The sequence below is a fragment of the Streptomyces sp. NPDC026500 genome, from assembly GCF_055567635.1.
In genome coordinates this window covers 649055-674044 of sequence record NZ_JBVHQB010000001.1, presented here as the reverse complement: position 1 = coordinate 674044, position 24990 = coordinate 649055, and the positions used below count along the sequence as shown (strand labels likewise).

Genomic DNA, 24990 nt, shown 5'->3' with positions numbered 1-24990 from the left:
CGGCGGCTCCAGACCTGGTGGGGCCTGTCCTAGCAGCTCCAGTCCTTCTCCAGGTCGAGCTCGCCCTCGCGGTGCTGGGTGAAGGAGAACCAGTTCCCCGAGTCGTCGCGGAACAGCGCTTCCGTGCCGTACGGGCGCTCCTGCGGTTCCTGGAGGAACTCCACGCCACGGTCCTTGAGCTTCTTGTAGTCGCCGTGGATGTCGTCGGTCCTCAGCACGCCCGCGCCGAGCACGCCCTTGGCGACCAGCTTCTTCATCATCTCGGCGGACTCGGGGTCCATGGCGGGCGGTCCGGGCACCATGAGGGTCAGCTCGATCCCGGGCTGATCCGGGGCGCCGACGGTGAGCCAGCGCATGCCGCCCTCGCCCATCGTCATGTCCGTACGGAGTTCGAGCCCGAGCTTCTCGGTGTAGAACTCCTTGGCCCGGTCCTGGTCGAGGACCCAGACGGTCGAGATGGCGAGTCCTTTGATCATGGTGTGCTCCAGGTGTGCGGGATCGCGAGGTGTGCGCGGTCCGGCCGGATCGTCGTCCTCCGTGCGTGCCCTGCCACGGTAGGCGGCCTCCGCGTCACGGCGCTTCTCCGGAATTGCGCTCTCCCCCACCGGTGCCGGTACGGGACTCCGCACCCGGCGCACCCGTGCCGGTACGGGATTCGGCGCCCGGCGCGGGCCGGAAGCCGCCGGCCCAGAGCATCGCGTAGCAGCCCGGTATCAGCGCGGCACCCCGCCCGACGTGTTTCGCCCGGTACTCGCTCGGGGTCAGCCCGGTCCATGTCTTGAAGCGCGCCGAGAAGGTGCCGAGGCTGCTGAAGCCGACCAGATGGCAGATCTCGGTCACCGAGAGGTTCGCGGTGCGCAGCAGGTCCTCGGCCCGGTCGATGCGCCGGTGCGTCAGATACTGGCCCGGGGTCTCGCCGTACGCCGCCTTGAAGACCCGTATGAAGTGATACCGCGAATATCCGGCCCGAGCGGCCAGCGCGTCGAGATCGGTGCCGGGCTCGGCCCAGTCCCGATCGATGACGTCCTTGGCGAGCCGCAGCTGCCGCATTCGGTCCACGTTCCCGATGGTGGCACGCGGCACTGACAGTGACCCGGCACGGGAGAGGACCCGTGCGGGAGAAGGCCCGGCACAGGAGAAGGCCCCCGGGGCGGACAACGCCGGGGGCCTTCGTTGCGAGGAGTTCAGGGGCCGTTGGAAGGGCCGGCCCCGCGATCAGGTCAGACCGGCTCGGCGAGCTGGACCTCGGGTGCCTCGGTCGGCGCGCCGTCCTCGGCGGGCTTGGGCGCGCCCGCCCCCTTGAGGGCGACCTCCTTGACGAACACCGACGAGATCATCACGATCACGGCCACCGACGCGCCCAGCAGGAAGGCCGAGTGCGTACCGGCCGACACCGCGTGCTGGTAGGCCTCGCGCGCCGCCGCCGGCAGCTTCGCCAGGCTCGCCGCGTCCAGCTGCGGGGACTGCTCGGTGATCTTCGAGCCCAGCGCGCCGGCCTTCTCGGCCATGACGTCCTTGACGCGGTTGTTGAACAGCGCGCCCATGACGGCGACACCGAACGACGAGCCGAGCGTACGGAACAGGGTGGTGGAGGAGGACGCGACGCCCATGTCCTTCATCTCCACGCTGTTCTGCGCCACCAGCATGGTGACCTGCATCAGACAGCCCATGCCCAGGCCGAGGACGGCCATGTAGACGCCGGACATGAAACGGGTGGTGTCCGTGTCCATCGTCGACAGCAGGTAGAGGCCGATCACCATCAGCACACCGCCGAGGACGGGGAAGATCTTGTAGCGGCCGGTGGCGGTGGTGACCCGCCCGGCGACCATCGACGTCACGAGCATCGCGCCCAGCATGGGCAGGAGCAGCAGACCGGAGTTGGTCGCGGACGCGCCCTGGACCGCCTGCTGGTACAGCGGCAGGAACAGCGTGGCGCCGAACATGGCGAAGCCGGTGACGAAGCCGATGATCGACATCAGGGTGAAGTTGCGGCTGCGGAAGATGTGCAGCGGCACGATCGGCTCGGCGGCCTTGGTCTGCCAGAAGACGAACCCGACCAGCGCGGCGACGCCGAGGCCGATGAGCTCCATGATCCGCGCGGACGACCAGGCGTACTCCGTGCCGCCCCAGGTGGTGACGAGGACGATGGAGGTGATGCCGACGGTCAGCAGCGCGGCACCGAGGTAGTCGATGCGCGTCTCGGACCGCTTCTTCGGCAGGTGCAGGACGATGCTGATCGCGGCGAGCGCGACCGCGCCGAGCGGCAGGTTGATGTAGAAGGACCAGCGCCAGCCCCAGTTGTCGGTGATGGTGCCGCCGATCAGCGGACCGCCGATCATCGCCAGCGCCATGATGCCGGCCATCATGCCCTGGTACTTGCCGCGCTCACGGGGCGGGATCAGGTCACCGATGATCGCCATGACACCGACCATGAGACCGCCGGCGCCGAGACCCTGAATGGCCCGGAATCCGATCAGCTCACCCATGTTCTGGGCCATGCCGCTCAGCGCGGAGCCGATCAGGAAGATCACGATCGAGGACATGAAGGCGCCCTTGCGCCCGTACATGTCGCCGATCTTGCCCCAGATCGGGGTGGAGGCCGCGGTGGCGAGGGTGTACGCCGTCACGACCCAGGAAAGGTGTTCGAGTCCGCCGAGATCACCCACGATGGTCGGCATGGCCGTGCCGACGATCATATTGTCGAGCATCGCCAGCATCATCGTGAGCATGAGCGCGAGAAGGACCACGCGCACGCTGCGCTGCCGCTTCTCGCCCTCGGCCGGTTTCCCGGCCTGCTCGGCGGCCGGTTCGGCCGCTTTCGTCTTGTCCGCCATCGTTCCCACTCCCCTAAGTACTTCTGCCGCCGTCCGGCTACTTACTTGCCGACCGGCAAGCTGACTACACTCCGGGAAAATAGCCTCGCAACTAGCCGGGCGTCAAGTAAGTACGACTAGTTTTACCAGCCGGTCGACAGGTAAGTTTCAAGGAGCGCGAGGAATACGAGGATGGGCGGCACGATGGACAGCACCAAGCGGCAGCGCCGGGGCGACACTCGGCAGCGCATCCAGGACGTAGCCCTCGAACTCTTCTCCGAGCAGGGCTACGAGAAGACCTCGCTGCGCGAGATCGCCGAGCACCTCGATGTCACCAAGGCGGCGCTCTACTACCACTTCAAGACCAAGGAAGAGATCCTCATCAGCCTCTTCGAGGATCTGACGAGGCCGCTCGACGAGCTGATCGAGTGGGGCAAGCAGCAGCCGCACAGCCTGGAGACCAAGCAGGAGGTGCTGCGCCGCTACAGCGACGCCCTCGGCGGCGCGTCCCCGCTCTTCCGCTTCATGCAGGAGAACCAGGCGACGGTACGCGAGCTGAGCATCGGCGAGACCTTCAAGGACCGCATGATCAGCATGCTGGAGATCATCAAGGAGCCCGAGTCGCCGCTGACCGACCAGGTCCGCTGCATCAGCGCGCTCTTCACGATGCACGCCGGCATGTTCGTGCTCAAAGACGTCGAAGGCGACCCCGAGGACAAGCGCAAGGCCGTCCTGGAGGTCGCGATCGATCTGGTGACACAGGCCCACGGGGGCGGAGCGGCCCACGGAGGCGGAGTTTCGTAGCGCCGCTTTCCGGACGCCGGGGCTCCGCCTCGGGCTCTGCTCCCGCACTCTGCACCGGGGCTCCGCGCCGGGTCACCGGCGCGGGTGGATCAGACAGTCACACCCTTGCCGTGCAGGAACGCGACGGGGTTGATGGCCGAGCCGTAGTTGGGCGTCGTACGGATCTCGAAGTGCAGGTGCGGGCCGCTGGAGTTACCGGTGTTGCCGGACAGGGCTATGTGCTGACCGGTGGCGACGACCTGGCCGACGTGCACGTCGATGCGCGACAGGTGGGCGTACTGCGAGTACGTGCCGTTGCCGTGCTTGATGACGATGGCGTTGCCGTACGCCGGACCGTCACCGGCGCCGTTGCCGCCCGCCTTGACGACGGTGCCGCCGTGCGCGGCCATGACGTTGGTGCCCTGCGGCACGGCGAAGTCCTGGCCGGAGTGCTTGTGGGCCCACATGCCGCCGGCCTGGTTGAAGGTGGCGGACAGGGTGTACTTCGCCACCGGGTCGATCCAGGAGGCGGCCTTCTTGGCGGCGGCCTTCTTCGCGACGGCGGCCTTGTTGGCGACCGCGGCCTTCTTCACGGCGGCGGCCTTGGCCTGAGCGGCGGCCTGCGTCTGTACGGCGTTGGCCGCGGTGACGGTCGTGCTGGCGCTGACGCCCGTTTCGGCGGCGGTCGCGACCCCTGCACCCAGTACGGCCGAGGCGCCCAGGCCGACGGCCAGGACGGCCGCCCGAGTACGGACCAGCGACGTAAGGGACTTGCGGGACGTGACGCGCTTCGACATGAATACCTCGTGGAGACGGGGACAAGGGACTGAACAACCACTCCGGCGCACTGCCTGCCGCCGAGTGGGCCATTCATTGGTAACCCGCACCCCCCGGGGCACTCAAACCCCCCATCTACGACGCAACCTAGTACTTCATCTCAAAACTTGATGAACTTTGACAGCTCGGACATCCCGGCACGGGATCTTGTCGTTTTCGCCCGGGAAACATGGTTTAACCCCACTTCGGGCCAGCACATCCCTTGCTAAACCTGCCCCTGACCCACCTGTCCGCACGGCCCGCGAACAGTCCTCCCCACCCCGGGCCGAAGGTCCTTTTTGTCCGTTTTGCTGTATCCACTATTCGCCCTAGTACCGGACAAAACGCCTGTGCCGCATGTCACCGGGCCACCGGATCCGGGACCCCCTGAATGTGACGCGGGCTACGCTCCGGCCCCTGGTTTCAAGGGTCTTGGGGAGCCCGTCGGCCACCCCCGACCCCCCGAATCAGTGACCCGCGCCACGAGGGGGAGCCGGCGGTCGTCCCGGGGGCGGTGAGACCGCGATCTGCGGTGCGGATCGGCTGCGTGGATCGGCTGCGCGCATCGGCTGCGCAGATCAGCTGTGTGGATCAGCTGCCAGACCATACGGTTGTGCTTCTGGCTCAAGGTTCTCCCGGGGGATCGTCATGGACCCAGTAACCATCGGCACGCGCCTGGCCTCGAGCGTGGCCGCGCCTCTTGTGAGGAAGCTCTTCGTGGCGGAGGGCCCGGGAGCCGGGCTCGTGGACCAGCCCGTACGCATATCGACGTTCGTGTCCTTCAAGGGCGAGAAACGGGTCGTCGGCGAGAAGGAACTGGCCAGTCTTTCGGCCGACTTGGTCGGCCGGGCGCTGCGCGGCGGAGAGCGTCCGTTCCCCGCCGACGAGGAGCCGGCCGTCGTCCATGCCCTGGCCGCGACCCTGCACGCCCTGGGCGACCTCACCATGACGGACGTCCAGGCGGTGGAGCTCGGCCACCGGGCGCTCGCCCAGCGGCTGCGCGCGGCCGGCGGGAATCCCGACCGGGACCTGTCCTTCGACGCGACCCTGTTCTATGAGGGGCTGCTCGACACCGCCTGCCTCCACATCCTGCACTTCTTCACCCAGCGCTCGACCTTTGTCCCCCGCACCCTCGTGGAGCAGAGCCGCAGACAGCGCGAGACGATCGCCAAGCTGGACGAGCTGATCGCACGCACACCCATGACGGGCGGCACCGACCAGGCCTTCGAGAAGCGCTATCTCGCCCATCTCGCCACCAGGCACAGCCACCTCACCATCTACGGCATCGACCTCGTCAACTCCCCGGAACGCTGGCCGCTGGACGCCGCCTACCTCAGCCTCCAGGCCCTACGACCCGTGGAGGACGAGGAGACCACCTCGTCGGACGGTGTGCGCATCGCCGCCGCGGCCACCTCCCTGCCCGCCGAACAGGCCCTGTCGGAGCAGGACCTGGTTCTCCTGCGCGGTGTGGCCGGTTCCGGCAAGACCACGCTGGTGCAGTGGCTGGCGGTGACCACGGCGCGCGGCGAGCGGGGGGACCGCATCCCCTTCGTCCTCCCGCTGCGCACCCTCGTCCGCCGCCCGGACGGTCTTCCGGCCCCCGAAGCGTTCCTGTCCGCCGTCCGGATTCCCTTCCACGCGACCCAGCCGGACGGCTGGGCCGACAGGGTGCTCGGCCACGGCCGCGGCCTGCTGCTCGTCGACGGCCTCGACGAAATCCCCGAACGTGACCGCGAGCACACCCGCCGCTGGCTGCGTGAACTCCTCGACGCCTACCCCGGCAACCAGTGGCTGGTCACGTCCCGCCCCTCGGCCGTACGGGAGGACTGGCTCGCCCCCGACGGCTTCACCGAACTCGTCCTCTCGCCGATGACCGGCGACGACGTGGGCGCGTTCATCCGCCGCTGGCATGCCGCGGCACGCCTGGACGCCCCGGACACGGACCGCCTCGACGGCTACGAGCGGTCCCTCCTCGAAGCCGTCCGGACCAAGCCGGACCTCGGCCGCCTCGCCACCAATCCCCTGATGTGCGGCCTGATCTGCGCGCTGCACCGTGACCGACGGGGCTATCTTCCGCACGGCAGACAGGAGTTGTACGACGCCGCGCTCTCCATGCTGCTGTCGCGCCGCGACGAGGAGCGCGACATGTTCGTGCGCGGAAGCAGTCACGACGGCATCCATCTCACGGAACTTCCGCAGATCCAGCTTCTGCAACGGCTCGCCTACTGGCTCATCCGCAACGGCCGGGCGGAGATGGACCGCGACCGCGCCGAACGCATCGTCGCCGAGGTCCTGCCCTCACTCCCGGCCGCCGCCCAACAGGGCGACGCCGCGCGGATACTGCGTCACCTCATCGTCCGCAGCGGCCTTCTCCGTGAACCCGCCCTCGGGACAGTCGAGTTCGTCCACCGCACCTTCCAGGACTACCTGGGCGCCAAGGCCGCGGTGGAGGACGGGGACTTCGGGCTGCTGGTGCGCAACGCCGGGGAGTCCCAGTGGGCGGATGTGATCCGGATGGCCGTCGCCCACGCCCGGCCACGGGAACGGGCCGAGCTGCTGAGTTCCATGACCGGCGCCGCGGCACGGCTCGACGGGGCGTCCGCGACCCGCGTACGGCTTCTCGCCCTCGCCTCGCTGGAACACGCCACGCAGCTCGCGCCCGAGGTGCGGGCCGCCGTGGAGGGCGACGCGGGCGCGCTCATCCCGCCGAGGACGTCGGAGGAGGCCCGCGCCCTGGCCGAGGCCGGCCCCCTCGTCCTGGAGCTGCTGCCCGGACCGGAGGGGCTGACCGAGGCCGAGGCCCGAGGGGTCGTGGTCACCGCCTCCCTGATCGGCACCGACGCGGCCATCCCCGTACTGGCACGCTTCAGCTCGCACCCGGCCCTGTCCGTACGAGCCCAACTCACCTGGGGATGGCACAGGTTCGACACCGAGCGCTACGCCTCCGAGATCATCGCCCAGCTGGACCCGGCCGGCCTGTACTTCACCGCGCACTCGGCCGCACAGCTGCGTGTGCTGCGCGAACTGGGCGGCCGACCCAGGCTGCAGATCGTCGGTGACATCGACTCGGCGGAGCTGCGCTCCTGCCTGCCGCCCCACCAGGTGACGCATCTGGCGCTGCGCTACAACAACCGTCTGCGGGACCTGGACTTCCTGACGGCTCAGCGGCGCCTGGAGCAGCTCAACCTCGATCAGTGCACGGGGGTCGACGATCTCGTGCCCCTCGCGGAGCTGCCCCTGCGGGGGCTGTTCCTGCTGTCCGCCTCGGGACGGACCCCGGCACCCAGCGGTCTGACGGGGCTGTCCTCGCTGCGTGAACTGAACGTCGGACACCGGCTCAGGGGCCGGTCGCTGAGCGAGACCCTCCCCCTGAACGCGCCGCTGGAAGTCATCTCCTTCGGCCTGGACGTACTGCGCGACACCGGGCTGCGGGGGCTGCGTCACTGGCAGTCCCTGCGCACGCTGTGGCTCAGCGGGGTGCCCGGCGAGCTCTCCCGCGCCGACTGGTCCGAGGTCGCCGCACTGGCGGGGCTCAGAGAACTGCGGATCCACCGGGCCGCCCTGGGATCCCTCGCATCGGCACCGCCGCTTCCGTCCGTCGAACACCTGGAGCTCAGAAAGCTGGCGGGCAATGAGGACCTGTCCGGACTCCGAGCCCTGGTGCCGAATCTGAGGACGGTCAATTTCGTCCTCGATTCGGACACCGGCATTGCGCCGGAACATCTCGCGAGTCAATTGCCCGGCGTACACACGACGACAACGACCCACAACGTTCTGTGACCCCTCCCCCTCATGGAAAAGGGGCTGCCCCGGGACCGAAGTCCCGGGGCAGCCCCTTTTTCAGGCGGACCCGGAGGTCACGCCTCCTTGCTCAGGTTGGGACCGGCACCGCCGGCGGCCTGCTCGATCGGCGGGACGTCGGGGAGCGCCGACTTCTCCTCACCGCGGAAGGTGAAGGCCTTGGTCTCGCCCTCGCCGTCCGTGTCGACGACCACGATGTGGCCGGGACGGAGCTCGCCGAAGAGGATCTTCTCGGAGAGGACGTCCTCGATCTCGCGCTGGATGGTCCGGCGCAGCGGCCGGGCGCCCAGGACGGGGTCGTAGCCCTTCTTCGCGAGGAGGGACTTGGCGCTCGGGCTGAGCTCGATGCCCATGTCCCGGTCCTTCAGACGCTCGTCCACCTTCGCGACCATGAGGTCGACGATCTGGATGATGTCTTCCTCGGTCAGCTGGTGGAAGACCACCGTGTCGTCGACACGGTTCAGGAACTCGGGGCGGAAGTGCTGCTTCAGCTCCTCGTTGACCTTGGCCTTCATCCGGTCGTAGTTGCTCTTGACGTCGCCCACGGCCGCGAAGCCGAGGTTGAAGCCCTTGGAGATGTCCCGGGTGCCGAGGTTGGTCGTCATGATGATGACCGTGTTCTTGAAGTCCACGACCCGGCCCTGGGAGTCGGTCAGACGACCGTCCTCCAGGATCTGCAGCAGCGAGTTGAAAATGTCCGGGTGGGCCTTCTCGACCTCGTCGAAGAGGACGACGGAGAACGGCTTGCGGCGGACCTTCTCGGTCAGCTGGCCGCCCTCTTCGTAGCCCACGTATCCGGGGGGCGAACCGAAGAGACGCGAGACCGTGTGCTTCTCGCTGAACTCCGACATGTCGAGGGAGATCAGCGCGTCCTCGTCGCCGAAGAGGAACTCCGCGAGGGTCTTCGACAGCTCCGTCTTACCGACACCCGAGGGGCCGGCGAAGATGAAGGAACCACCGGGACGCTTCGGGTCCTTCAGACCCGCTCGCGTACGGCGGATCGCCTGCGAGAGCGCCTTGATGGCGTCCTTCTGGCCGATGACCCGCTTGTGGAGCTCGTCCTCCATGCGCAGCAGACGCGAGGACTCCTCCTCGGTCAGCTTGAAGACCGGGATGCCGGTGGCGGTGGCCAGGACCTCGGCGATCAGCTCGCCGTCGACCTCGGCCACGACGTCCATGTCGCCGGCCTTCCACTCCTTCTCGCGCTTGGCCTTCGCCGCCAGCAGCTGCTTCTCCTTGTCGCGGAGAGAGGCCGCCTTCTCGAAGTCCTGGGAGTCGATGGCCGACTCCTTGTCGCGGCGCACGCCCGCGATCTTCTCGTCGAACTCACGGAGGTCCGGCGGTGCGGTCATCCGGCGGATGCGCATCCGGGAGCCCGCCTCGTCGATCAGGTCGATCGCCTTGTCGGGGAGGAAGCGGTCCGAGATGTACCGGTCGGCGAGCGTCGCCGCCTGCACCAGGGCCTCGTCCGTGATGGACACGCGGTGGTGGGCCTCGTACCGGTCGCGCAGACCCTTGAGGATCTCGATCGTGTGGGGGAGGGAAGGCTCCGCCACCTGGATCGGCTGGAAGCGGCGCTCGAGGGCCGCGTCCTTCTCGAGGTGCTTGCGGTACTCGTCCAGCGTGGTGGCGCCGATGGTCTGCAGCTCACCGCGGGCCAGCATCGGCTTCAGGATCGAAGCGGCGTCGATGGCGCCCTCGGCGGCACCCGCACCGACCAGCGTGTGGAGCTCGTCGATGAACAGGATGATGTCGCCGCGGGTGCGGATCTCCTTGAGGACCTTCTTCAGGCGCTCCTCGAAGTCACCGCGGTAGCGGGAGCCGGCGACCAGCGCGCCGAGGTCGAGGGTGTAGAGGTGCTTGTCCTTGAGGGTCTCGGGCACCTCGCCCTTGACGATGGCCTGGGCGAGGCCCTCGACGACGGCGGTCTTGCCGACGCCGGGCTCACCGATCAGCACCGGGTTGTTCTTCGTACGACGGGACAGGACCTGCATGACCCGCTCGATCTCCTTCTCGCGCCCGATGACCGGGTCGAGCTTGGACTCACGAGCGGCCTGGGTGAGGTTCCGGCCGAACTGGTCGAGGACCAGGGACGTGGAGGGGGTGCCCTCGGCAGGACCACCGGCGGTGGCGGTCTCCTTGCCCTGGTATCCGGAGAGCAGCTGGATCACCTGCTGCCGCACCCGGTTGAGGTCAGCGCCCAGCTTGACCAGGACCTGGGCGGCGACGCCCTCGCCCTCACGGATCAGGCCGAGCAGGATGTGCTCCGTGCCGATGTAGTTGTGGCCCAGCTGAAGGGCCTCGCGGAGCGAAAGCTCCAGGACCTTCTTGGCACGGGGGGTGAAGGGAATGTGGCCCGAGGGCGCCTGCTGGCCCTGGCCGATGATCTCCTCCACCTGCTGGCGGACCGCCTCGAGCGAAATCCCGAGGCTCTCCAGGGCCTTAGCGGCGACACCCTCACCCTCGTGGATCAGGCCCAGGAGGATGTGCTCGGTGCCGATGTAGTTGTGGTTGAGCATCCGGGCTTCTTCCTGAGCCAGGACGACAACCCGCCGCGCGCGGTCGGTGAACCTCTCGAACATCGTTAATCGCTCCTCAGAGCGGTCAGGCAGTAAGGGGACGCTCCCCTCCCTGTCCTTCCGCAGCTTAGTCCCGCAAGCGGGGACCGCTCATTCCAACTGCCGACACCGTCCTTGGCCTCCTGACCCCGAACGCCGACATCTGCTCCAACCTGATGGTGCGAGACGATGTTCCCGCAGGCCAGGCAGATACCCTCTCCCGCTGTACGCCGATGGCGAACGTGAGATGCCCGAGCCCTGCGTGTCGCCCCTCCCACTAGGGATGTCTTACCCGTACGCACGGACACTCCATGCCGCGCGCACCGATTCCCTCCGCTACGGGCGAACATCCATGCCCGGCGGAACGCTCCCGCACGCCCTTTGTTCCGGAACTCTGTGCGTTCGCGTAAACGCCCAGCGTAACTCCAGGGGTCTTCCGGCGGTTGCTCCTTGCATGGTTCCCACCGTCCCTGTCCCTCGCCGGCCGTTCGATCCGGGTGATCCGGTCGATCCGGTGCATCAGTGGTACGAGAACGAACTGGGCTGGGCGACAGTGCCCGGTTCGCCGCTACGGCTCGTCACGGGGCTGCGCTTCGACGTCCTGGAGGTGCCGGCGGAGGCGGGATTCGCGGCGCTGCGGCATCTGGGACCCGCTTCTCCGGTGGTGCTGCAGGGAGAGCGGATGCGGCTGCTGGTGGCCGCGGGGAGCGCGGAGGAGCTGCCGGGGCTGCTCGACTGGCTGGAGTGGGGCGCTCTCGCGCTGGATCTCACGGCGATCGGTGCGGACGGAAGCATCGAGGCTCCCCCGCCGCCGGATCTCAGCGTCTCGGTGGCGCCGGATTTCGGGGCTCCGGCGTCGCCGGGTCCCCGTGCTCCGCTGCCGGACGGGTCCGAGGACGGATCCGAGGCCCGGCCCGAAGGCCACCCGCGCGTCCGTCCCGCGGACCGGCTGTCAGCCGGTCCGGAAACGCAGAGGGGCCCGCGAGGGGCCGCCCGCTGGCTGCGACCCCCGGAGCCCGGCCGCGAGGTGGAGCCGGCATTGCCGACGCTGCCGGCGCTGGGCGGCGGGGGCGTCGGCGGGGGCGTTGGGGGCGCCCCCGATCTCGTACGACTGGTGCTGACAATGGCGACGCAGTGCCACCGGGTAAGGCTGCGGCGCGCGTGCGCTCAGCCGTTTGCCTTCTCGTAGGCCTCGCGAATGGACGCGGGAACGCGGCCGCGGTCGTTGACCTCGTAACCGTTCTCCTTGGCCCAGGCGCGGATCTGCGCGGTGTCCTGGCTGCCACCGGAAGCGGCGCGGGCCTTTCCGCGTCCGCCCGAAGCGCGGCCTCCGGTACGACGGCCACCCTTCGTGTAGGGCTCGAGAAGGCCACGGAGCTTGTCCGCATTGGCGGTCGTGAGATCGATTTCGTACGTCTTGCCGTCCAACGCGAACGTCACGGTCTCGTCCGCCTCGCCACCGTCGAGGTCGTCGACAAGAAGGACCTGAACCTTCTGTGCCACCGGATTTCCTTTCATCGATAACTTCAGGGCAAGGAGGGTCCGCGGCGTCCGCCGTTTCGCCGTCCCTTGTTATATGCAGTACTGCAGTACGTCGGAAAGCAAACCGCTTTTGCTGGAAAAACACAAACCCCTGGCAGAGACTCACTGGACACTGCCCACCCGGAAACGTGCGCGTTTCGGACATAGGGAACGTGGGCAACGCACTCCGCCGGAATAGCCGGCGGCGATCACAGATGCAGAAGCATCCGGCTGTTGCCCAAGGTGTTCGGTTTCACTCGTTCGAGACCGAGGAACTCTGCCACGCCCTCGTCATAGGAACGCAGGAGCTCGGCGTACACATCGGTGTCGACGGGTGTCTCGCCGATCTCCACGAAGCCGTGCTTCGCGAAGAAGCCGACTTCGAAGGTCAGACAGAAAACCCGTCGAACGCCGAGCCAGCGAGCGGTCTGCAGCAACTTCTCCAGCAACTGATGACCGACACCCAGGCCCTTGACCGCGGGGTTCACCGCGAGAGTGCGGACTTCCGCGAGGTCTTCCCACATCACATGCAGGGCGCCGCAGCCGACCACCTCGGCGTTGTCGTCGCGTTCCGCGACCCAGAACTCCTGGATGTCCTCGTAAAGAGTGACCGTGGGTTTGTCGAGCAGGATACGGCGGCGCACGTTCGCGTCAAGGAGTCCGCGTACGGCCGCGACATCGCCGGTCCTGGCCCGCCGGACGGTGACGGCTTTTGCGGTGACTTCGGGATGCTGTGCCGGAAGCTCTGCCGGAACCTCCGCGGGACGCTCTGCTGGCATGAGCGGACGCTATCGCCCGGAGGCGCCCCCGTCGGCGGCGGGGTTCTCCTCGGAGGGCTCGGGCACCGGTGGCCTTTCGGCGGCTTCGGAAGCTTGTGGTTCGGGCCCTTGCACCATGCGCACAGCATCCCTGAGCGCGACCCGCTGTTCCTCGCTCATCATCCCGAAGAAGGCGACGAGAGCGGCTGCCGGGTTGTCGCTCTGCGACCAGGCGTCGTTCATCAGCGCCGCCGAGTAGGCGGCCCGTGTGGAGACCGCCTCATATCGATAGGCCCGGCCTTCCGCCTCTCGGCGCACCCAGCCCTTCTGATGGAGATTGTCCAAAACGGTCATCACGGTGGTGTACGCGATGGACCGTTCCTGTTGAAGGTCTTCCAGGACTTCCCGAACGGTCACCGGGCGGTTCCACTTCCACACCCGCGTCATGACCGCGTCTTCGAGTTCTCCCAATGGGCGAGGCACAGTTCAGAACAATAGTGGGAGATGGCCAACAAAAAGGGCGTACGACTCGAAGAACGTATGAAACGTCCGAGTCGTACGCCCTGAGAGCGCGGTTCGGTGCGGGCCCCGGCCGGAGGACGGTCGTGCCCGGCGGAGCCGCGCGCGGGGCCGCCCGGGGCTCAGGCCCCGGCGTCCTTGGGGGCCGAGGCCTGCTGAGCGGCCTCCACGCGCGCGAGGGCGGCGTCGACGACCCCGTCCTCCTTGGCCTTGTTGGCCCCGCCCTGACTCTTCACGATCGTCACGATGAGCCCGATGAAGAACACGGCCATCACTACGGGGGGCACGAGCGCGGAGACATAGTCCATGGCTCCAGAGTAGCTAGCCCGCCGCGAGTTGCTGCGGCGGGTTCGCCGGAGGCGGTCCGGGCTTGCGCCTCGGCGGGAAGACCTCGCCGGGGGTGGGGATGGGCCGGTCCGGACGCGGCGTCCCGGCCGGCGGCTGGGACTGCGGTTTCGGCTCGGGCTTCTTGTCCTGCTCGTCGGCGGCGCGACCGCCGGGCAGGGCCAGCAGCCGGGTGCGGGACGAGGGGACCGAGGCGACCGCGCGGCCCGCGAGCCGGGCGCGCACGTCCTGCTCGGCCAGGACCCGGCAACGGTCCAGGAGGGCCGCCGCGGCGGGGTTGCCGCGCAGCGCGCGGAGCGCGGCGAGGTCGTCGGGGTTCGGCCGGTAGCCGGAGGTGAGGACCTCCTCCAGGAGGACGAGATAGCCGGCGGCGGTGCCCGGCAACGCGGCCCGGTAGCGGGCCAGGTCGTCCAGCAGGAAGGCCCGGAGCCTGGCTCCCTCGCGGGCCGCCTCGTCGACCGACTCGGCGAGGCGGAGGCAGTCCTGGACGTCCTCGGCCGAGACGGGACTGGGGTGCAGGGCGAGGGCGAGGGCACGACGGAGCACACGCAGCTCCTCCGCGCCGAACGCCATGCCGCCGTGGGATCCGTAGGGCGTGGGCATGAAAGTGACGATACGCACTGAATGCGAAGAATCAGACGAATGTACTTCTTGTGGCGTGGCACGGGCCCGCCGTTCGGACCACGGAGGTCCGCACGGCGGGCCCGGCGGGGGTCACGTCACGGACCCCCCGGCGCTCAGCGTGCCGTTCGGCGACGCAGGCCGAGGAACAGTCCGCCGCCCAGGAGCAGGGCCGCCGCCGCGGCCGTGAACGTCACCGAGTCCATGCCCGTCTCGGCCAGTTCCCCCTGGCCGGCGTCGACGCCGGTGCCGGCGGAGCCCTGCGCGCTGGGCGTATCGCCGGAACCCACCGTGCCGTCCGCGCCACCACTGCCCGAACCCCGGCCCGAAGCGCCGACGACGATGGCCGCTCTGTTGTTGCTCATGTGGGGGTCGCTCCACAGCACCTCGACGCGGCCCGGCTTCAAAGCGGCCGCATCGACCACCCGCAGTTCGAAGGTCCAGGACGTCCGCTGGCCCGGGTCGATCCAGAAGTCCTGCTCGGTGTTCATGACGCAGTCGTAGTAGACGGCGTCATGCTTGTCCGTGAACTTGTGACAGTGCTCGGGAACGGTGACGGCCTCCGTCCCGGCCGGGAGATAGACATGCGTCTGGTACGGCGGGTCCTCGCCCGGCTCGCTCCCGTTCCACGACTGCATCCCGGCGGGACCGTTGTTGCGCACACCGACCGTGGCCGTCACCGGGTCCCCGGCCTCCCGCTGCCGCACGGTGGTCCCCAGGGCCTGGATGTCCGCGGTGTTGTCGACGGAGAATCGGGTGTAGTCCCCGTTGCTGCCCTGCGGCACACCCGGCGGCGCGGACGCCGGGCGAGGCGTCAGCCTCAGCTCAGCGCCGGTTCCGCGGTGGTAGTCGTCCTGCCGACCCAACCGCATGTCAGGCACGTAGTGGACGGCGAGCTCACCGGAGAGCACCGCCGAGTCGACCGTCATCGAGCCCAGATCCACATCGTAGGAACCGCTGACGTCGGCCGGGCCCTTGACCACACAGTGCGCCAGGCCGCTCCCATGGGTGGAATCGCCCCAGGTGCGGTATTCGCAGTTGCTGAACTCCTGGTCGGGCGTCACGCCTTCGTACCGGACGGAAAAGCCCACAGTCTCTTGCGGAGTGGCACCGTAGTTCGTGAACCCGCTCATCACCTTCATGGAGGCTCCCGGCTTCACCTTCTCGCTGGCGGGCGTGCGCTCCAGCCGGTCGAGAACCACGCCCGCGTCGGGAACCGTCACCTTGATCGTCCGGGTTGCGAGCCGGACCCCGTGCGACGCGACGGTCATGCGGATCTCGCCCGAGGCCCCGGCCGGCGCGCCCTTCGCGCGCCGCAGCCCGAGGTTGTACGAAGCGGACCCGCCGGGCTCGAGTGACTCCTTGCCCCGTGTGCAGACCAGGTTGTGGTCCGCCTGCTCCGGGCAGCCCGTCACATCGGCGACACCCTCGAGCGACGAGGTGTCGAGGGTGAGCGTGTAGGAGCCGACCGTCGTCGTTCCGTCGTTGCGCACGCCGGCGTACAGACCTTCGGAATTCTGATCGTCGTACGGATACGCCTTCACGTCCGTCGGGCTCACCAGCACGATGTCGGCGCCGGCAGGCACCGACGCCGCCGCCGGCCCGCCGTCCTTCACCGTGTCCCCGTCCGCGGCCGCCGGTCCGGTCGACGCGCCCGTCAGCACCGCCGCTACGACGAGGGCGCACACGGCCGACCGGGCCCGTCTCCCACCGGCAGTTCTGGCAGTAGCCGGAACCGATCTCATCGGAAACTCCCTCTGGTGGTCCAGGGCCCCGGGGCGTCCCCGAAGTCACCCGCCATGACCCCGAACCCCACCAGAAGGTTGTATGAACTCCAGACGAACACGGGCCGGCCGTACCGCTCCGACCACGCAGTCGGAAGTGCTCCGCAACTGCGGTACTGCTCAGAGGCGGGACACGTTCCGCTCGTAGACCAGGCGCAGTCCGATCAGCGTCAGCCACGGCTCGTGCTCGTCGATCACCGAGGACTCGCCGAGGACCATCGGGGCCAGCCCGCCCGTGGCGATGACGGTGACGTCCTCGGGATCATCGGCGAGCTCGCGCGCCATCCGGTTCACGACCCCGTCGACCTGACCCGCGAACCCGTAGATGATGCCGGACTGCATCGCCTCCACCGTGTTCTTGCCGATCACCGCACGCGGCCTGGCCACCTCGATCTTCCGCAGCTGGGCGCCCTTGACGCCGAGTGCCTCGACCGAGATCTCGATGCCGGGGGCGATGACACCGCCGATGTACTCGCCCCGCGCGCTGACCGCGTCGAACGTGGTCGCGGTACCGAAGTCGACGACGATCGCCGGTCCGCCGTACAGCTCGACGGCCGCCACGGCGTTGATGATCCGGTCGGCGCCGACCTCCTTGGGGTTGTCCGTGAGGATCGGCACGCCCGTCTTGACGCCGGGCTCGACGAGGACGGCGGGGACATCGCCGTAGTAGCGCCGGGTCACCTCGCGCAGCTCGTGCAGCACGGACGGCACGGTGGCGCAGATCGCGATGCCGTCGATGCCGTCGCCGAGCTCCTCGCCGAGCAGCGGGTGCATGCCCATGAGTCCCTGGAGCAGCACGGCGAGTTCGTCGGCGGTCCGGCGCGAGTCGGTGGAGATGCGCCAGTGCTCGACGATCTCCTCCCCGTCGAAGAGGCCGAGGACCGTGTGGGTGTTGCCTACGTCGATGGTCAGCAGCATGGTCGCGGTTACTCCGCCGCTCGCAGGTCGAGACCGATGTCGAGGATCGGGGAGGAGTGCGTGAGTGCGCCCACGGCCAGGAAGTCGACGCCCGTCCGCGCGTACGCGGCGGCGTCGTCGAGGGTGAGCCGCCCGGACGCCTCCAGGAGGGCCCGGCCCTCGACGACGCCCACCGCCTCCTCGCACTCGAGGGTCGTGAAGTTGTCCAGCAGGATCAAGTCGGCGCCCGCGTCCACGACCTCGCGCAGCTGGTGCAGGGTGTCTACCTCGACCTCGACCGGGACCTCCGGGAACATCTCCCGTACGGCCTTGAAGGCCTGTGCCACGCCGCCGGCGGCGACCACGTGGTTGTCCTTGACCAGCGCGGCGTCGGCGAGCGACATGCGGTGGTTGACGCCGCCGCCGCAGCGCACCGCGAACTTCTCCAGGGAGCGCAGGCCCGGCGTCGTCTTGCGGGTGTCCCGCACGCGGGTCCCGGTGCCCTCGAGCGCGTCCGCCCACGCGCGCGTGGCGGTCGCGATGCCGGACAGGCGACACAGAAGGTTCAGGGCGCTGCGTTCGGCCGTCAGCAGGTCGCGGGTGCGCGTGGTGACGGTGAGCAGCTTCTGGCCGGCCTCGACGCGGTCACCGTCGTCGACGTGCCGCTCGACCTCGAATTCGTCGGTGCAGATCACGGAGATGACGGCCTCGGCGACCCGAAGGCCCGCGACGACGCCCGCGTCCCGCGCGGTGAAGTCCCCGGTGGAGACGGCGTCCTCGGGGATGGTCGCGACCGTCGTCACGTCCACGCCGTGGTCGAGGTCCTCCTGGATCGCCACGTTCGCGATGTCCTCGACCTCCAGGGGGTCGAGACCGGCGTCGGCGAGGAGCTGGGCGAGCGCGGGGTCGAGGCCGCACTCCAGGTACTCCTCGTCCGTATCGGCGCCACAGCCGCAGCCGTCGCCGCAGCCGCCGCTCTGGGCGAGGGGAAGGTCGTGGGTGCTCACTTCGGTCACTGCTCCTGGGGACGGGACTGGGGCGCCGCGTGGGGCTGCCGGGATGTCGGGGGGAAGTCTGCGGTATCGGTGGTCCGGACCGCGAGCGTCCGGTCGGGATTCAGCCGTACGACGATGTGGCGGCGCCAGTCCGCGTCGTCCCGGTCGGCGTGGTCCTCGCGCCAGTGGCAGCCCCGGGTCTCCTCGCGCAGGAGGGCGGCGGCGACCAGGACGCGGGCCACGCACAGCAGGTTGGTGGCCTCCCAGGTGTCGACGCCGGGCTCGGAGGTCTTGCCGTTCTCGTCGAGGGCGTCACGCGCGTCGGTGTGCAGCCGCTGGAGCTGGTCGGCCGCGGTCGCGAGGGACCCGGCGGAGCGCAGCACACCGGCGCCCGCGGTCATGATCCGCTGGATCGCGAACCGGTCCTCGGGGGCGAGCAGCGGGTGCGCGGGCTTCTGGGGGTGCGGAACGGGTTCGGGCACGCGCGCGTGGAGACCGTCCTCGGCGTGGCTCGCCGCGATGTCGGCGGCGATCCGCTCGGCGTAGACCAGGCCTTCCAGCAGCGAGTTGGAGGCGAGCCGGTTGGCGCCGTGGACGCCCGTGCAGGCGACCTCGCCGCACGCGTACAGGCCGGGGACCGTGGTGCGGCCCCGCGCGTCGGTCCGTACTCCTCCGGAGGCGTAGTGCGCGGCGGGGGCGACCGGGACGGGCTCGGTCACCGGGTCGATGCCGTTGGCTCGGCAGGCGGCCAGGATGGTGGGGAAGCGGTGCTCCCACATGGCGGCGCCGAAGTGCCGGGCGTCGAGGAACATGTGCTCGGCGTCCTGCTCCTGCATCCGGCGCATGATGCCCTTGGCGACGATGTCCCGGGGCGCCAGCTCGGCCAGCTCGTGCTGGCCCACCATGAAGCGCACGCCGTCACCGTCGACCAGGTGGGCGCCCTCGCCGCGGACCGCCTCGGAGACCAGCGGCTGCTGGCCCTCCGCGTCCGGTCCGAGGAACAGCACGGTCGGGTGGAACTGCACGAATTCGAGGTCGGAGACCTCGGCGCCCGCGCGCAGGGCGAGGGCCACGCCGTCGCCCGTGGAGACGGACGGATTGGTCGTGGCGGAGTAGACCTGGCCCATGCCGCCGGTCGCGAGGACCACGGCGGGGGCGTGCACGGCGCCCACCCCGTCGTGCTGGCCCTCTCCCATGACGTGCAGGGTCACGCCCGCGGTGCGGCCGTCGGAGTCCGTGAGGAGGTCGAGGACGAGCGCGTTCTCGACCGTGCGCAGGCCCCCCGCGCGTACCGCCTCGACGAGGGCCCGGGAGATCTCGGCGCCCGTCGCGTCGCCGCCCGCGTGCGCGATGCGGCGGCGGTGGTGGCCGCCCTCGCGGGTGAGTTCGAGTCGGCCCTCGGAGGACTCGTCGAAGTGGGCGCCGGTCGCGATGAGCCGGCGGACGGCGTCGGGGCCCTCGGTGACGAGGATGCGCACGGCCTCCTCGTCGCACAGGCCCGCGCCCGCGACGAGGGTGTCGTCGAGGTGCTGCTCGGGGGTGTCGCCGTCGCCGAGGGCGGCGGCGATGCCGCCCTGCGCCCAGCGCGTGGAGCCGTCGTCCAGGCGTGCCTTGGTGACGACGACGGTCCTCAGCCCCGCGGCCTCGCAGCGCAGGGCCGCGGTGAGACCGGCGACGCCTGATCCGACGACCACGACGTCCGCGCTGAGGGCCCAGCCGGGCGCCGGCGCGTGCAGTCGTATGCCGGTGCCCTTGGCTGTGTCTGAACCTGTGCCTTTGCCGGTCACGAGGCGGCTCCGAAGGTGAGGGGGATGTTGTCGATCAGCCGGGTCGTCCCGACCCGGGCGGCGACGGCGAGGACCGCCTCGCCGGTGAAGTCGTCCGGGATCTCCGTGAAGTCGGAGGGGTCGACGAGAGCGAGATAGTCCAGGACCAGCGGCGGCTGCATGCGGGCCGCCTCCTCCAGGACCAGCCGGGCCGCAGAGCGGACGCCGCCGGGCCAGCCGGGGACGGCCTTCGCGACGGCGTGCGCGTCGGCCGCGGCCCGGGACTCGCCTATGGCGCTGAGGGCCTCGGCACGCGCGCGTGTGGCGGGCACTTCGAGGGCCCGCGCGCGCAGCGCCTCCTGGGCGGCGTGCCGGTCGCGGCCGGCGAACAGGGCCTGCGAGAGAGCGAGCGCGGTGTGCCGCTCCCCGGCCGAGAGGTAGCGGTTGCGGCTGGAGAGGGCGAGTCCGTCCTCCTCGCGCACGGTGGGGACACCGGCGATCTCCACGCCGAAGTTCAGGTCGCGTGCCATGCGCCGGATCAGGGCCAGCTGCTGGGCGTCCTTCTGGCCGAACAGCGCCACGTCGGGCCGGGTGAGGTGCAGCAGCTTGGCGACCACGGTGAGCACGCCGTCGAAGTGGCCGGGCCGCACGGAGCCCTCCAGGCGCCCGCCCATCGGTCCCGCCGAGATCCGGACCTGGGGCTCGCCGCCGGGGTAGACCTCGTCGACGGAGGGGGCGAACACGACGTTCGCGCCCGCCTCTTCGGCGATCTTCAGGTCGGCGTCGAGGGTGCGCGGGTAGCGGTCGAGGTCCTCGCCCTGACCGAACTGGAGGGGGTTCACGAAGACGGTCACGACCACTTCGCCCCCGTCGCCCGCGATCTCGCGGGCGACGCGGATCAAGGTGGCGTGGCCCTCGTGGAGGGCGCCCATGGTCATCACGACGGCTCGGCGGCCGGTGCGGGCACGCGCGTGCAGTTCGTCGGCGGTGCGCAGCAGGGCAGTGGTCATCGGGCGTCTCCCTCGGTCCCCTGGGTCCCGTCCGTCCCGTCGGCGAGTACCCCCAGGAGGTCCTCGGCGAGTTCCGGCTTGAGCAGTCCGTGGGCGAGCGCGCGGTCGGCGGTCGCGCGGGCCATCGCCAGATAGCCGGCGACGGTCTGCGGAGCGTGCTCGCGCAGCTCGGCGACGTGCGCGGCGACCGTGCCCGCGTCCCCGCGCGCGACGGGTCCGGTCAGGGCCGCGTCGCCCGATCTGAGCGCGTTGTCCAGAGCGGCGCCGAGCAGCGGTCCCAGCATCCGGTCGGGGGCCTCCACACCGGCGGTGCGCAGCAGCTCCATCGACTCGGCGACCAGGGTCACCAGGTGGTTGGCGCCGAGCGCGAGGGCCGCGTGGTAGAGCGGCCGGGACTCCTCGGCGATCCACTCGGGCTCGCCGCCCATCTCGATCACCAGGGCCTCGGCGGCCATCCGCAGCTGCTCGGGCGCGGTGACCCCGAAGGAGCATCCGGCGAGCCGCTGGACGTCCACGGGGGTGCCCGTGAACGTCATCGCGGGATGCAGGGCCAGCGGCAGCGCTCCGGCCCTGAGCGCCGGGTCGAGCACCCGCGTGCCGTACCGCCCGGAGGTGTGCACCAGCAGCTGGCCGGGCCGGACGGCGCCCGTCTCGGCGAGCCCTTCGACGAGCCCGGGGAGGGCGTCGTCGGGAACGGTCAGCAGCACCAGGTCGGCGCGCTCCAGGACCTGTGCCGGGGACACCAGCGGCACGTCGGGCAGGAGCTGCGCGGCACGACGCCTGGAGGCGTCGGAGACGCCGGAGACGGCCACCGGGCGATGTCCGGCGAGCTGGAGTGCCGCGGCGAGCGCGGGTCCGACACGGCCGGCGCCGACGACGCCGACGGTCAGCCGCGCGGGGCGGTCCTTGGGCTCTGGCTGGGGAAACGTACTCACTCGACGGCGGCCTTCCGTTCCAGTCCGCTCGGGGTACCGGACGATTTCTCGTCATGTTAACGCGATTGGTTCGAGGGCAGTTCGGCCGTCCACAGGCTGTGGGTTTCCGCGGGCCTCGGGAAAAGGCCGTGCACCGACCGCGTGAACGGGATTTCCGCAGGTCACCGGCGCGCGCAAATCGGGGTGACCGACCGGGTGGGCTCGGGACATCATCCTGGTATGAGCGATACGGCGGCACAGAGCGGTACGGAGCCTGCGGAGCAGGCCGGGGAGCAGACGGCGGAGCTGTCTCCCAAGGAGCGGTTCGAGCGGCGCATCACCGCCTGGAAGGCGGCCGAGCGGGTGCTGTGGCGGCCCGGCCACCAGCAGACGCTCCGCGAGCGCCTTGCCTGGCTGAGCGAGGGCGCGGGCGATGTGTGCGACCTCGACGGGCGGGTCGACATGTACGGCGACGGCCTCGTCGAGGCTCTGGAGGAGCGGGTCGCCGCACTGCTGGGCATGGAGGCGGCGGTCTTCTTCCCGACCGGGACGATGGCCCAGCAGGTCGCCCTGCGCTGCTGGGCGGGACGGACCGGCGACGCGACCGTGGCGCTGCATGCCCTCAATCACCCCGAAGTCCATGAAAGGCAGGCGTTCAGCCAGGTCAGCGGCTTGCGCCCGGTCCGTCTGACGGACGAGCCGCGGATGCCGACCGCCGAGGAGGTGCGGGACTTCCCCGAGCCGTTCGGAGCGCTGCTGCTGGAGCTGCCCCTCAGGGAGGCCGGTTTCGTCCTGCCCTCCTGGGAGGAGCTCACCGAGGTCGTGGAGGCCGCCCGGGAGCGCGACGCGGTGGTCCACATCGACGGGGCCCGGCTGTGGGAGTGCACGCCGCACTTCGACCGCTCCCTGAGCGAGATCGCGGGCCTCGCGGACAGTGTGTACGTCTCGTTCTACAAGTCGCTCGGCGGCTTCGGCGGTGCCGCCGTCGCGGGGCCGAAGACGCTGGTGGACGAGGCGAAGACCTGGCGGCACCGGTACGGCGGCATGATCATCCAGCAGTTCCCGACCGTCCTGTCGGCACTGATCGGCCTGGAGCGGGAGCTGCCCCGGCTGCCGGACTACGTCGCCCACGCGCGCGTGGTGGCCGGTGCCCTGCGCGAGGGCTTCACGGAGGCCGGTGTCCCGTGGGTCCGTGTCCACCCGGAGGAGCCGCACACCCACCAGTTCCAGATCTGGCTTCCGTACGAGCCGGACGTCCTCGGGGACGCGGCGCTGCGGCACGTCGAGGAGACGAGGACGGGCCTCTTCGCGCAGGGCTGGAACAGGGGCGGCCCCGGACTCGCGTACACCGAGGTCACGGTGGCCGGGCCGGGTCTGGAGTGGACGGCGGACGACGTGAAGGCGGCGGTCCGGACGTTCGTGGAGCGGCTGCCGGGCGGAATCACCGAATAGCACGGGATCACCGGACGGCTCGGCGGCAAAGGCCTCAGTGGGCCGGGTGCCGGCGCTGTCCGTGCAGCCACCGGCTCAGCGCGCCGCGTATCCGGCCGTGGGCCGGATGCCCGGCCACGACGGCCCGGAACTGCCGGTAGTCGCGCAGCTCCCGCGCGACCTCCCAGTCATGGCTGCCGGGTGCCGGAGGTGCCGCTTCCCCGTGCTGCGAGGCCCGGTAGGTGTCCAGGAGGTACTGCTGCGTGATGCTCATGACCGATCGCCTCTCGGGACGAGGGATGGGACCGAAGGACCCGCGAGGACCCGCACGGAATGCCCCGGACGTCCCAGGTTCCGCCTGATCGCCACGGCTGTCGCCCCGATTGACGGCCGCCGTCAATCGACGGCGGCCCGTTGTCGGTGGCGGGGTGCACCATGGGGGCATGAGCGTGCACATCGACATCGGCGGGCTGCGGCCGGAGCGGATCGCCGTCGTGCCGTCGCCGCTGGCCGAGCTGGGGATGGCGCTGCACGCGCTCGCGGAGCCGGGACACCACCCCGGGCTGCAGGGCTGGGTGACGGGGGTGACCGCCCGGCTCGATCCCCATCTCGCGGACCGGATGTGCGAGGCGGACTTCCTGTGGCGTACGACGTTCTCGGACCTGTTCCTGGCGTGTGCGGGCGTCCCGGGCGGGGCCACGCTGCCGGGCGCGACCCTCGCCGAGGACCTGGACCTGCTGGACAAGCTCACGGACGAGCAGTTCGTGGACGCGGCCCTGGAGTTCACCTGCGCGCTGGCCTACAGCTCCGAGGGGCCGCACGCCCTCTCCGACCCCGAGGTGCGGCGGCGCGCCGTGGATCTGGCCGCCTCGCGCGGGCCACAGCAGACGCGGTTCACCGAGCGGCTGCTGGTGAACCCGCCGGGCGTGCGGGCCTGGCTGAGGCAGTTCCTGGAGGACTGCGACGAGGCCTTCTTCGCCGAGACCTGGTCCCGGCTGCGCCACCCGCTGGCCGCCGAGGCCCGTCACAAGACGGATCTGCTCCGGCACAAGGGCCTGTCGGAGGCGCTGGCCTCCGTGTCCTCCGCACTCTCCCTGGACGAGACGGCGCGGCGCATCACCGTCGACAAGCTGACCGAGGGGCGCACGGTCACGGCGGACGGCGGCCTGCTCCTCGTCCCCACCAGCCTCGGCCGCCCGCACCTGATGGTGCTGCACCGGTACCAATGGCAGCCGGTGCTGCACTACCCCGTCAGCTCCCCCGAGCTCGCCACCCCGCCCTCCGTCGAGCAGCTCACCCTGCGAATGACCGCCCTGTCCCACCCGGTCCGGATGCGCATCTGCCGCCACCTGGCGCGCAGCGCGTACACCACCGGCGAGCTGGCCCAGGCGCACGGCATGACCGCGCCGGAGATATCCCGGCACCTGAGCGTGCTCAAGAAGGCGGGCCTGATCACCACGCGGCGCCGTGGGCGGTACGTGCTGCACCAGCTCGACGTCAGCGTGGTGGCCCGGCTGGGCAGCGATTTCCTGGAGGGCATCCTGCGCTAGGGCCCGGCGCGGCACACAGCCACGCGGGCACACAGCCACGCGGGCACGCAGACTCGGCGGCCACGCAGACTCGCGGGAAACAGTGCTCCCCCGGCACGCGGGCGGCGC

General features: G+C 70.2%; 22 protein-coding genes. 5 read left to right on the top strand and 17 right to left on the bottom strand.

Annotated elements, in window-relative coordinates; translation table 11 throughout:
- Positions 1-29 precede the first annotated feature (29 nt).
- The 3 genes from ACZ4N5_RS02990 to ACZ4N5_RS02980 form a co-directional block, all read right to left on the bottom strand.
- Complete coding sequence (locus ACZ4N5_RS02990) at positions 30-476, bottom strand: VOC family protein (RefSeq protein WP_467755402.1); 447 nt, start codon at positions 474-476, stop codon at positions 30-32.
- 94 nt (positions 477-570) lie between these two features.
- Positions 571-1050 carry a helix-turn-helix transcriptional regulator gene (locus ACZ4N5_RS02985; RefSeq protein WP_467755401.1) on the bottom strand — a complete coding sequence of 160 codons (480 nt, stop codon included), beginning with the start codon at positions 1048-1050 and terminating at the stop codon, positions 571-573.
- 170 nt (positions 1051-1220) lie between these two features.
- Positions 1221-2834 carry an MDR family MFS transporter gene (locus ACZ4N5_RS02980; RefSeq protein ID WP_467755348.1) on the bottom strand — a complete coding sequence of 538 codons (1614 nt, stop codon included), beginning with the start codon at positions 2832-2834 and terminating at the stop codon, positions 1221-1223.
- Positions 2835-3005: 171 nt separating this feature from the next.
- Here ACZ4N5_RS02980 and ACZ4N5_RS02975 point away from each other — a divergent pair, with 171 nt between their 5' ends.
- Positions 3006-3617 (top strand): TetR/AcrR family transcriptional regulator, encoded by a 612-nt coding sequence (locus tag ACZ4N5_RS02975; RefSeq protein ID WP_467755347.1) that lies wholly within the window; start codon positions 3006-3008, stop codon positions 3615-3617.
- A gap of 89 nt (positions 3618-3706) precedes the next feature.
- Here ACZ4N5_RS02975 and ACZ4N5_RS02970 read toward each other — a convergent pair whose 3' ends face one another.
- Entirely contained in the window at positions 3707-4393 is a 687-nt protein-coding gene (locus ACZ4N5_RS02970) for a M23 family metallopeptidase (RefSeq protein ID WP_467755346.1), read from the bottom strand.
- A gap of 667 nt (positions 4394-5060) precedes the next feature.
- On the opposite strand from ACZ4N5_RS02970, the gene ACZ4N5_RS02965 reads away from it, so the two are divergent.
- On the top strand, positions 5061-8192 hold the full coding sequence (locus tag ACZ4N5_RS02965) for an NACHT domain-containing protein (RefSeq protein ID WP_467755345.1): 3132 nt from the start codon (positions 5061-5063) through the stop codon (positions 8190-8192).
- A 77-nt stretch (positions 8193-8269) separates the two neighbouring features.
- Here ACZ4N5_RS02965 and ACZ4N5_RS02960 read toward each other — a convergent pair whose 3' ends face one another.
- A complete protein-coding gene (locus ACZ4N5_RS02960) occupies positions 8270-10795 on the bottom strand; it encodes an ATP-dependent Clp protease ATP-binding subunit (protein WP_467755344.1) in 2526 nt (841 codons plus the stop codon).
- Positions 10796-11225: 430 nt separating this feature from the next.
- Here ACZ4N5_RS02960 and ACZ4N5_RS02955 point away from each other — a divergent pair, with 430 nt between their 5' ends.
- Positions 11226-11960 carry an SCO3374 family protein gene (locus ACZ4N5_RS02955; protein ID WP_467755343.1) on the top strand — a complete coding sequence of 245 codons (735 nt, stop codon included), beginning with the start codon at positions 11226-11228 and terminating at the stop codon, positions 11958-11960.
- On the opposite strand, the gene ACZ4N5_RS02950 is transcribed toward ACZ4N5_RS02955, so the two are convergent.
- From ACZ4N5_RS02950 to ACZ4N5_RS02900, 11 genes are all read right to left on the bottom strand, one after another.
- Entirely contained in the window at positions 11939-12274 is a 336-nt protein-coding gene (locus ACZ4N5_RS02950; RefSeq protein WP_467755342.1) for a histone-like nucleoid-structuring protein Lsr2, read from the bottom strand. The two genes, ACZ4N5_RS02955 and ACZ4N5_RS02950, sit on opposite strands and share 22 nt — an antisense overlap.
- A gap of 227 nt (positions 12275-12501) precedes the next feature.
- Positions 12502-13071, bottom strand: coding sequence for an amino-acid N-acetyltransferase (locus ACZ4N5_RS02945; protein WP_356783973.1), 570 nt, complete (start codon positions 13069-13071; stop codon positions 12502-12504).
- Between the two features lie 9 nt (positions 13072-13080).
- A complete protein-coding gene (locus tag ACZ4N5_RS02940) occupies positions 13081-13497 on the bottom strand; it encodes a BlaI/MecI/CopY family transcriptional regulator (protein WP_389083906.1) in 417 nt (138 codons plus the stop codon).
- Between the two features lie 194 nt (positions 13498-13691).
- The gene (locus ACZ4N5_RS02935; RefSeq protein ID WP_328554209.1) at positions 13692-13877 is read right to left on the bottom strand and encodes a hypothetical protein; all 186 of its coding nucleotides are present in this window, start codon (positions 13875-13877) and stop codon (positions 13692-13694) included.
- 13 nt (positions 13878-13890) lie between these two features.
- Positions 13891-14487: a hypothetical protein gene (locus ACZ4N5_RS02930; RefSeq protein WP_467755400.1), complete on the bottom strand. Its 597-nt coding sequence runs from the start codon at positions 14485-14487 to the stop codon at positions 13891-13893.
- A 164-nt stretch (positions 14488-14651) separates the two neighbouring features.
- A complete protein-coding gene (locus ACZ4N5_RS02925; RefSeq protein ID WP_467755341.1) occupies positions 14652-16280 on the bottom strand; it encodes an LPXTG cell wall anchor domain-containing protein in 1629 nt (542 codons plus the stop codon).
- Between the two features lie 159 nt (positions 16281-16439).
- Positions 16440-17237 carry a type III pantothenate kinase gene (locus ACZ4N5_RS02920; protein WP_467755340.1) on the bottom strand — a complete coding sequence of 266 codons (798 nt, stop codon included), beginning with the start codon at positions 17235-17237 and terminating at the stop codon, positions 16440-16442.
- Positions 17238-17245: 8 nt separating this feature from the next.
- Positions 17246-18223 carry a carboxylating nicotinate-nucleotide diphosphorylase gene (gene nadC, locus ACZ4N5_RS02915; protein ID WP_467755339.1) on the bottom strand — a complete coding sequence of 326 codons (978 nt, stop codon included), beginning with the start codon at positions 18221-18223 and terminating at the stop codon, positions 17246-17248.
- Between the two features lie 5 nt (positions 18224-18228).
- A complete protein-coding gene (locus tag ACZ4N5_RS02910; RefSeq protein WP_467755338.1) occupies positions 18229-19998 on the bottom strand; it encodes an L-aspartate oxidase in 1770 nt (589 codons plus the stop codon).
- A complete protein-coding gene (panC, locus tag ACZ4N5_RS02905; RefSeq protein WP_467755337.1) occupies positions 19995-20987 on the bottom strand; it encodes a pantoate--beta-alanine ligase in 993 nt (330 codons plus the stop codon). Before panC ends, ACZ4N5_RS02910 begins: the two co-directional genes overlap by 4 nt.
- Positions 20984-21922 carry a Rossmann-like and DUF2520 domain-containing protein gene (locus ACZ4N5_RS02900; RefSeq protein ID WP_355842646.1) on the bottom strand — a complete coding sequence of 313 codons (939 nt, stop codon included), beginning with the start codon at positions 21920-21922 and terminating at the stop codon, positions 20984-20986. The genes panC and ACZ4N5_RS02900 overlap by 4 nt, the downstream gene beginning before the upstream one ends.
- A 219-nt stretch (positions 21923-22141) precedes the next feature.
- On the opposite strand from ACZ4N5_RS02900, the gene ACZ4N5_RS02895 reads away from it, so the two are divergent.
- Positions 22142-23353: a threonine aldolase family protein gene (locus ACZ4N5_RS02895; RefSeq protein ID WP_467755336.1), complete on the top strand. Its 1212-nt coding sequence runs from the start codon at positions 22142-22144 to the stop codon at positions 23351-23353.
- A 34-nt stretch (positions 23354-23387) separates the two neighbouring features.
- On the opposite strand, the gene ACZ4N5_RS02890 is transcribed toward ACZ4N5_RS02895, so the two are convergent.
- Positions 23388-23606: a hypothetical protein gene (locus ACZ4N5_RS02890; RefSeq protein WP_355842652.1), complete on the bottom strand. Its 219-nt coding sequence runs from the start codon at positions 23604-23606 to the stop codon at positions 23388-23390.
- A 169-nt stretch (positions 23607-23775) separates the two neighbouring features.
- Here ACZ4N5_RS02890 and ACZ4N5_RS02885 point away from each other — a divergent pair, with 169 nt between their 5' ends.
- Entirely contained in the window at positions 23776-24882 is a 1107-nt protein-coding gene (locus ACZ4N5_RS02885; protein ID WP_467755335.1) for a DUF5937 family protein, read from the top strand.
- The last annotated feature ends 108 nt before the right edge of the window (positions 24883-24990 follow it).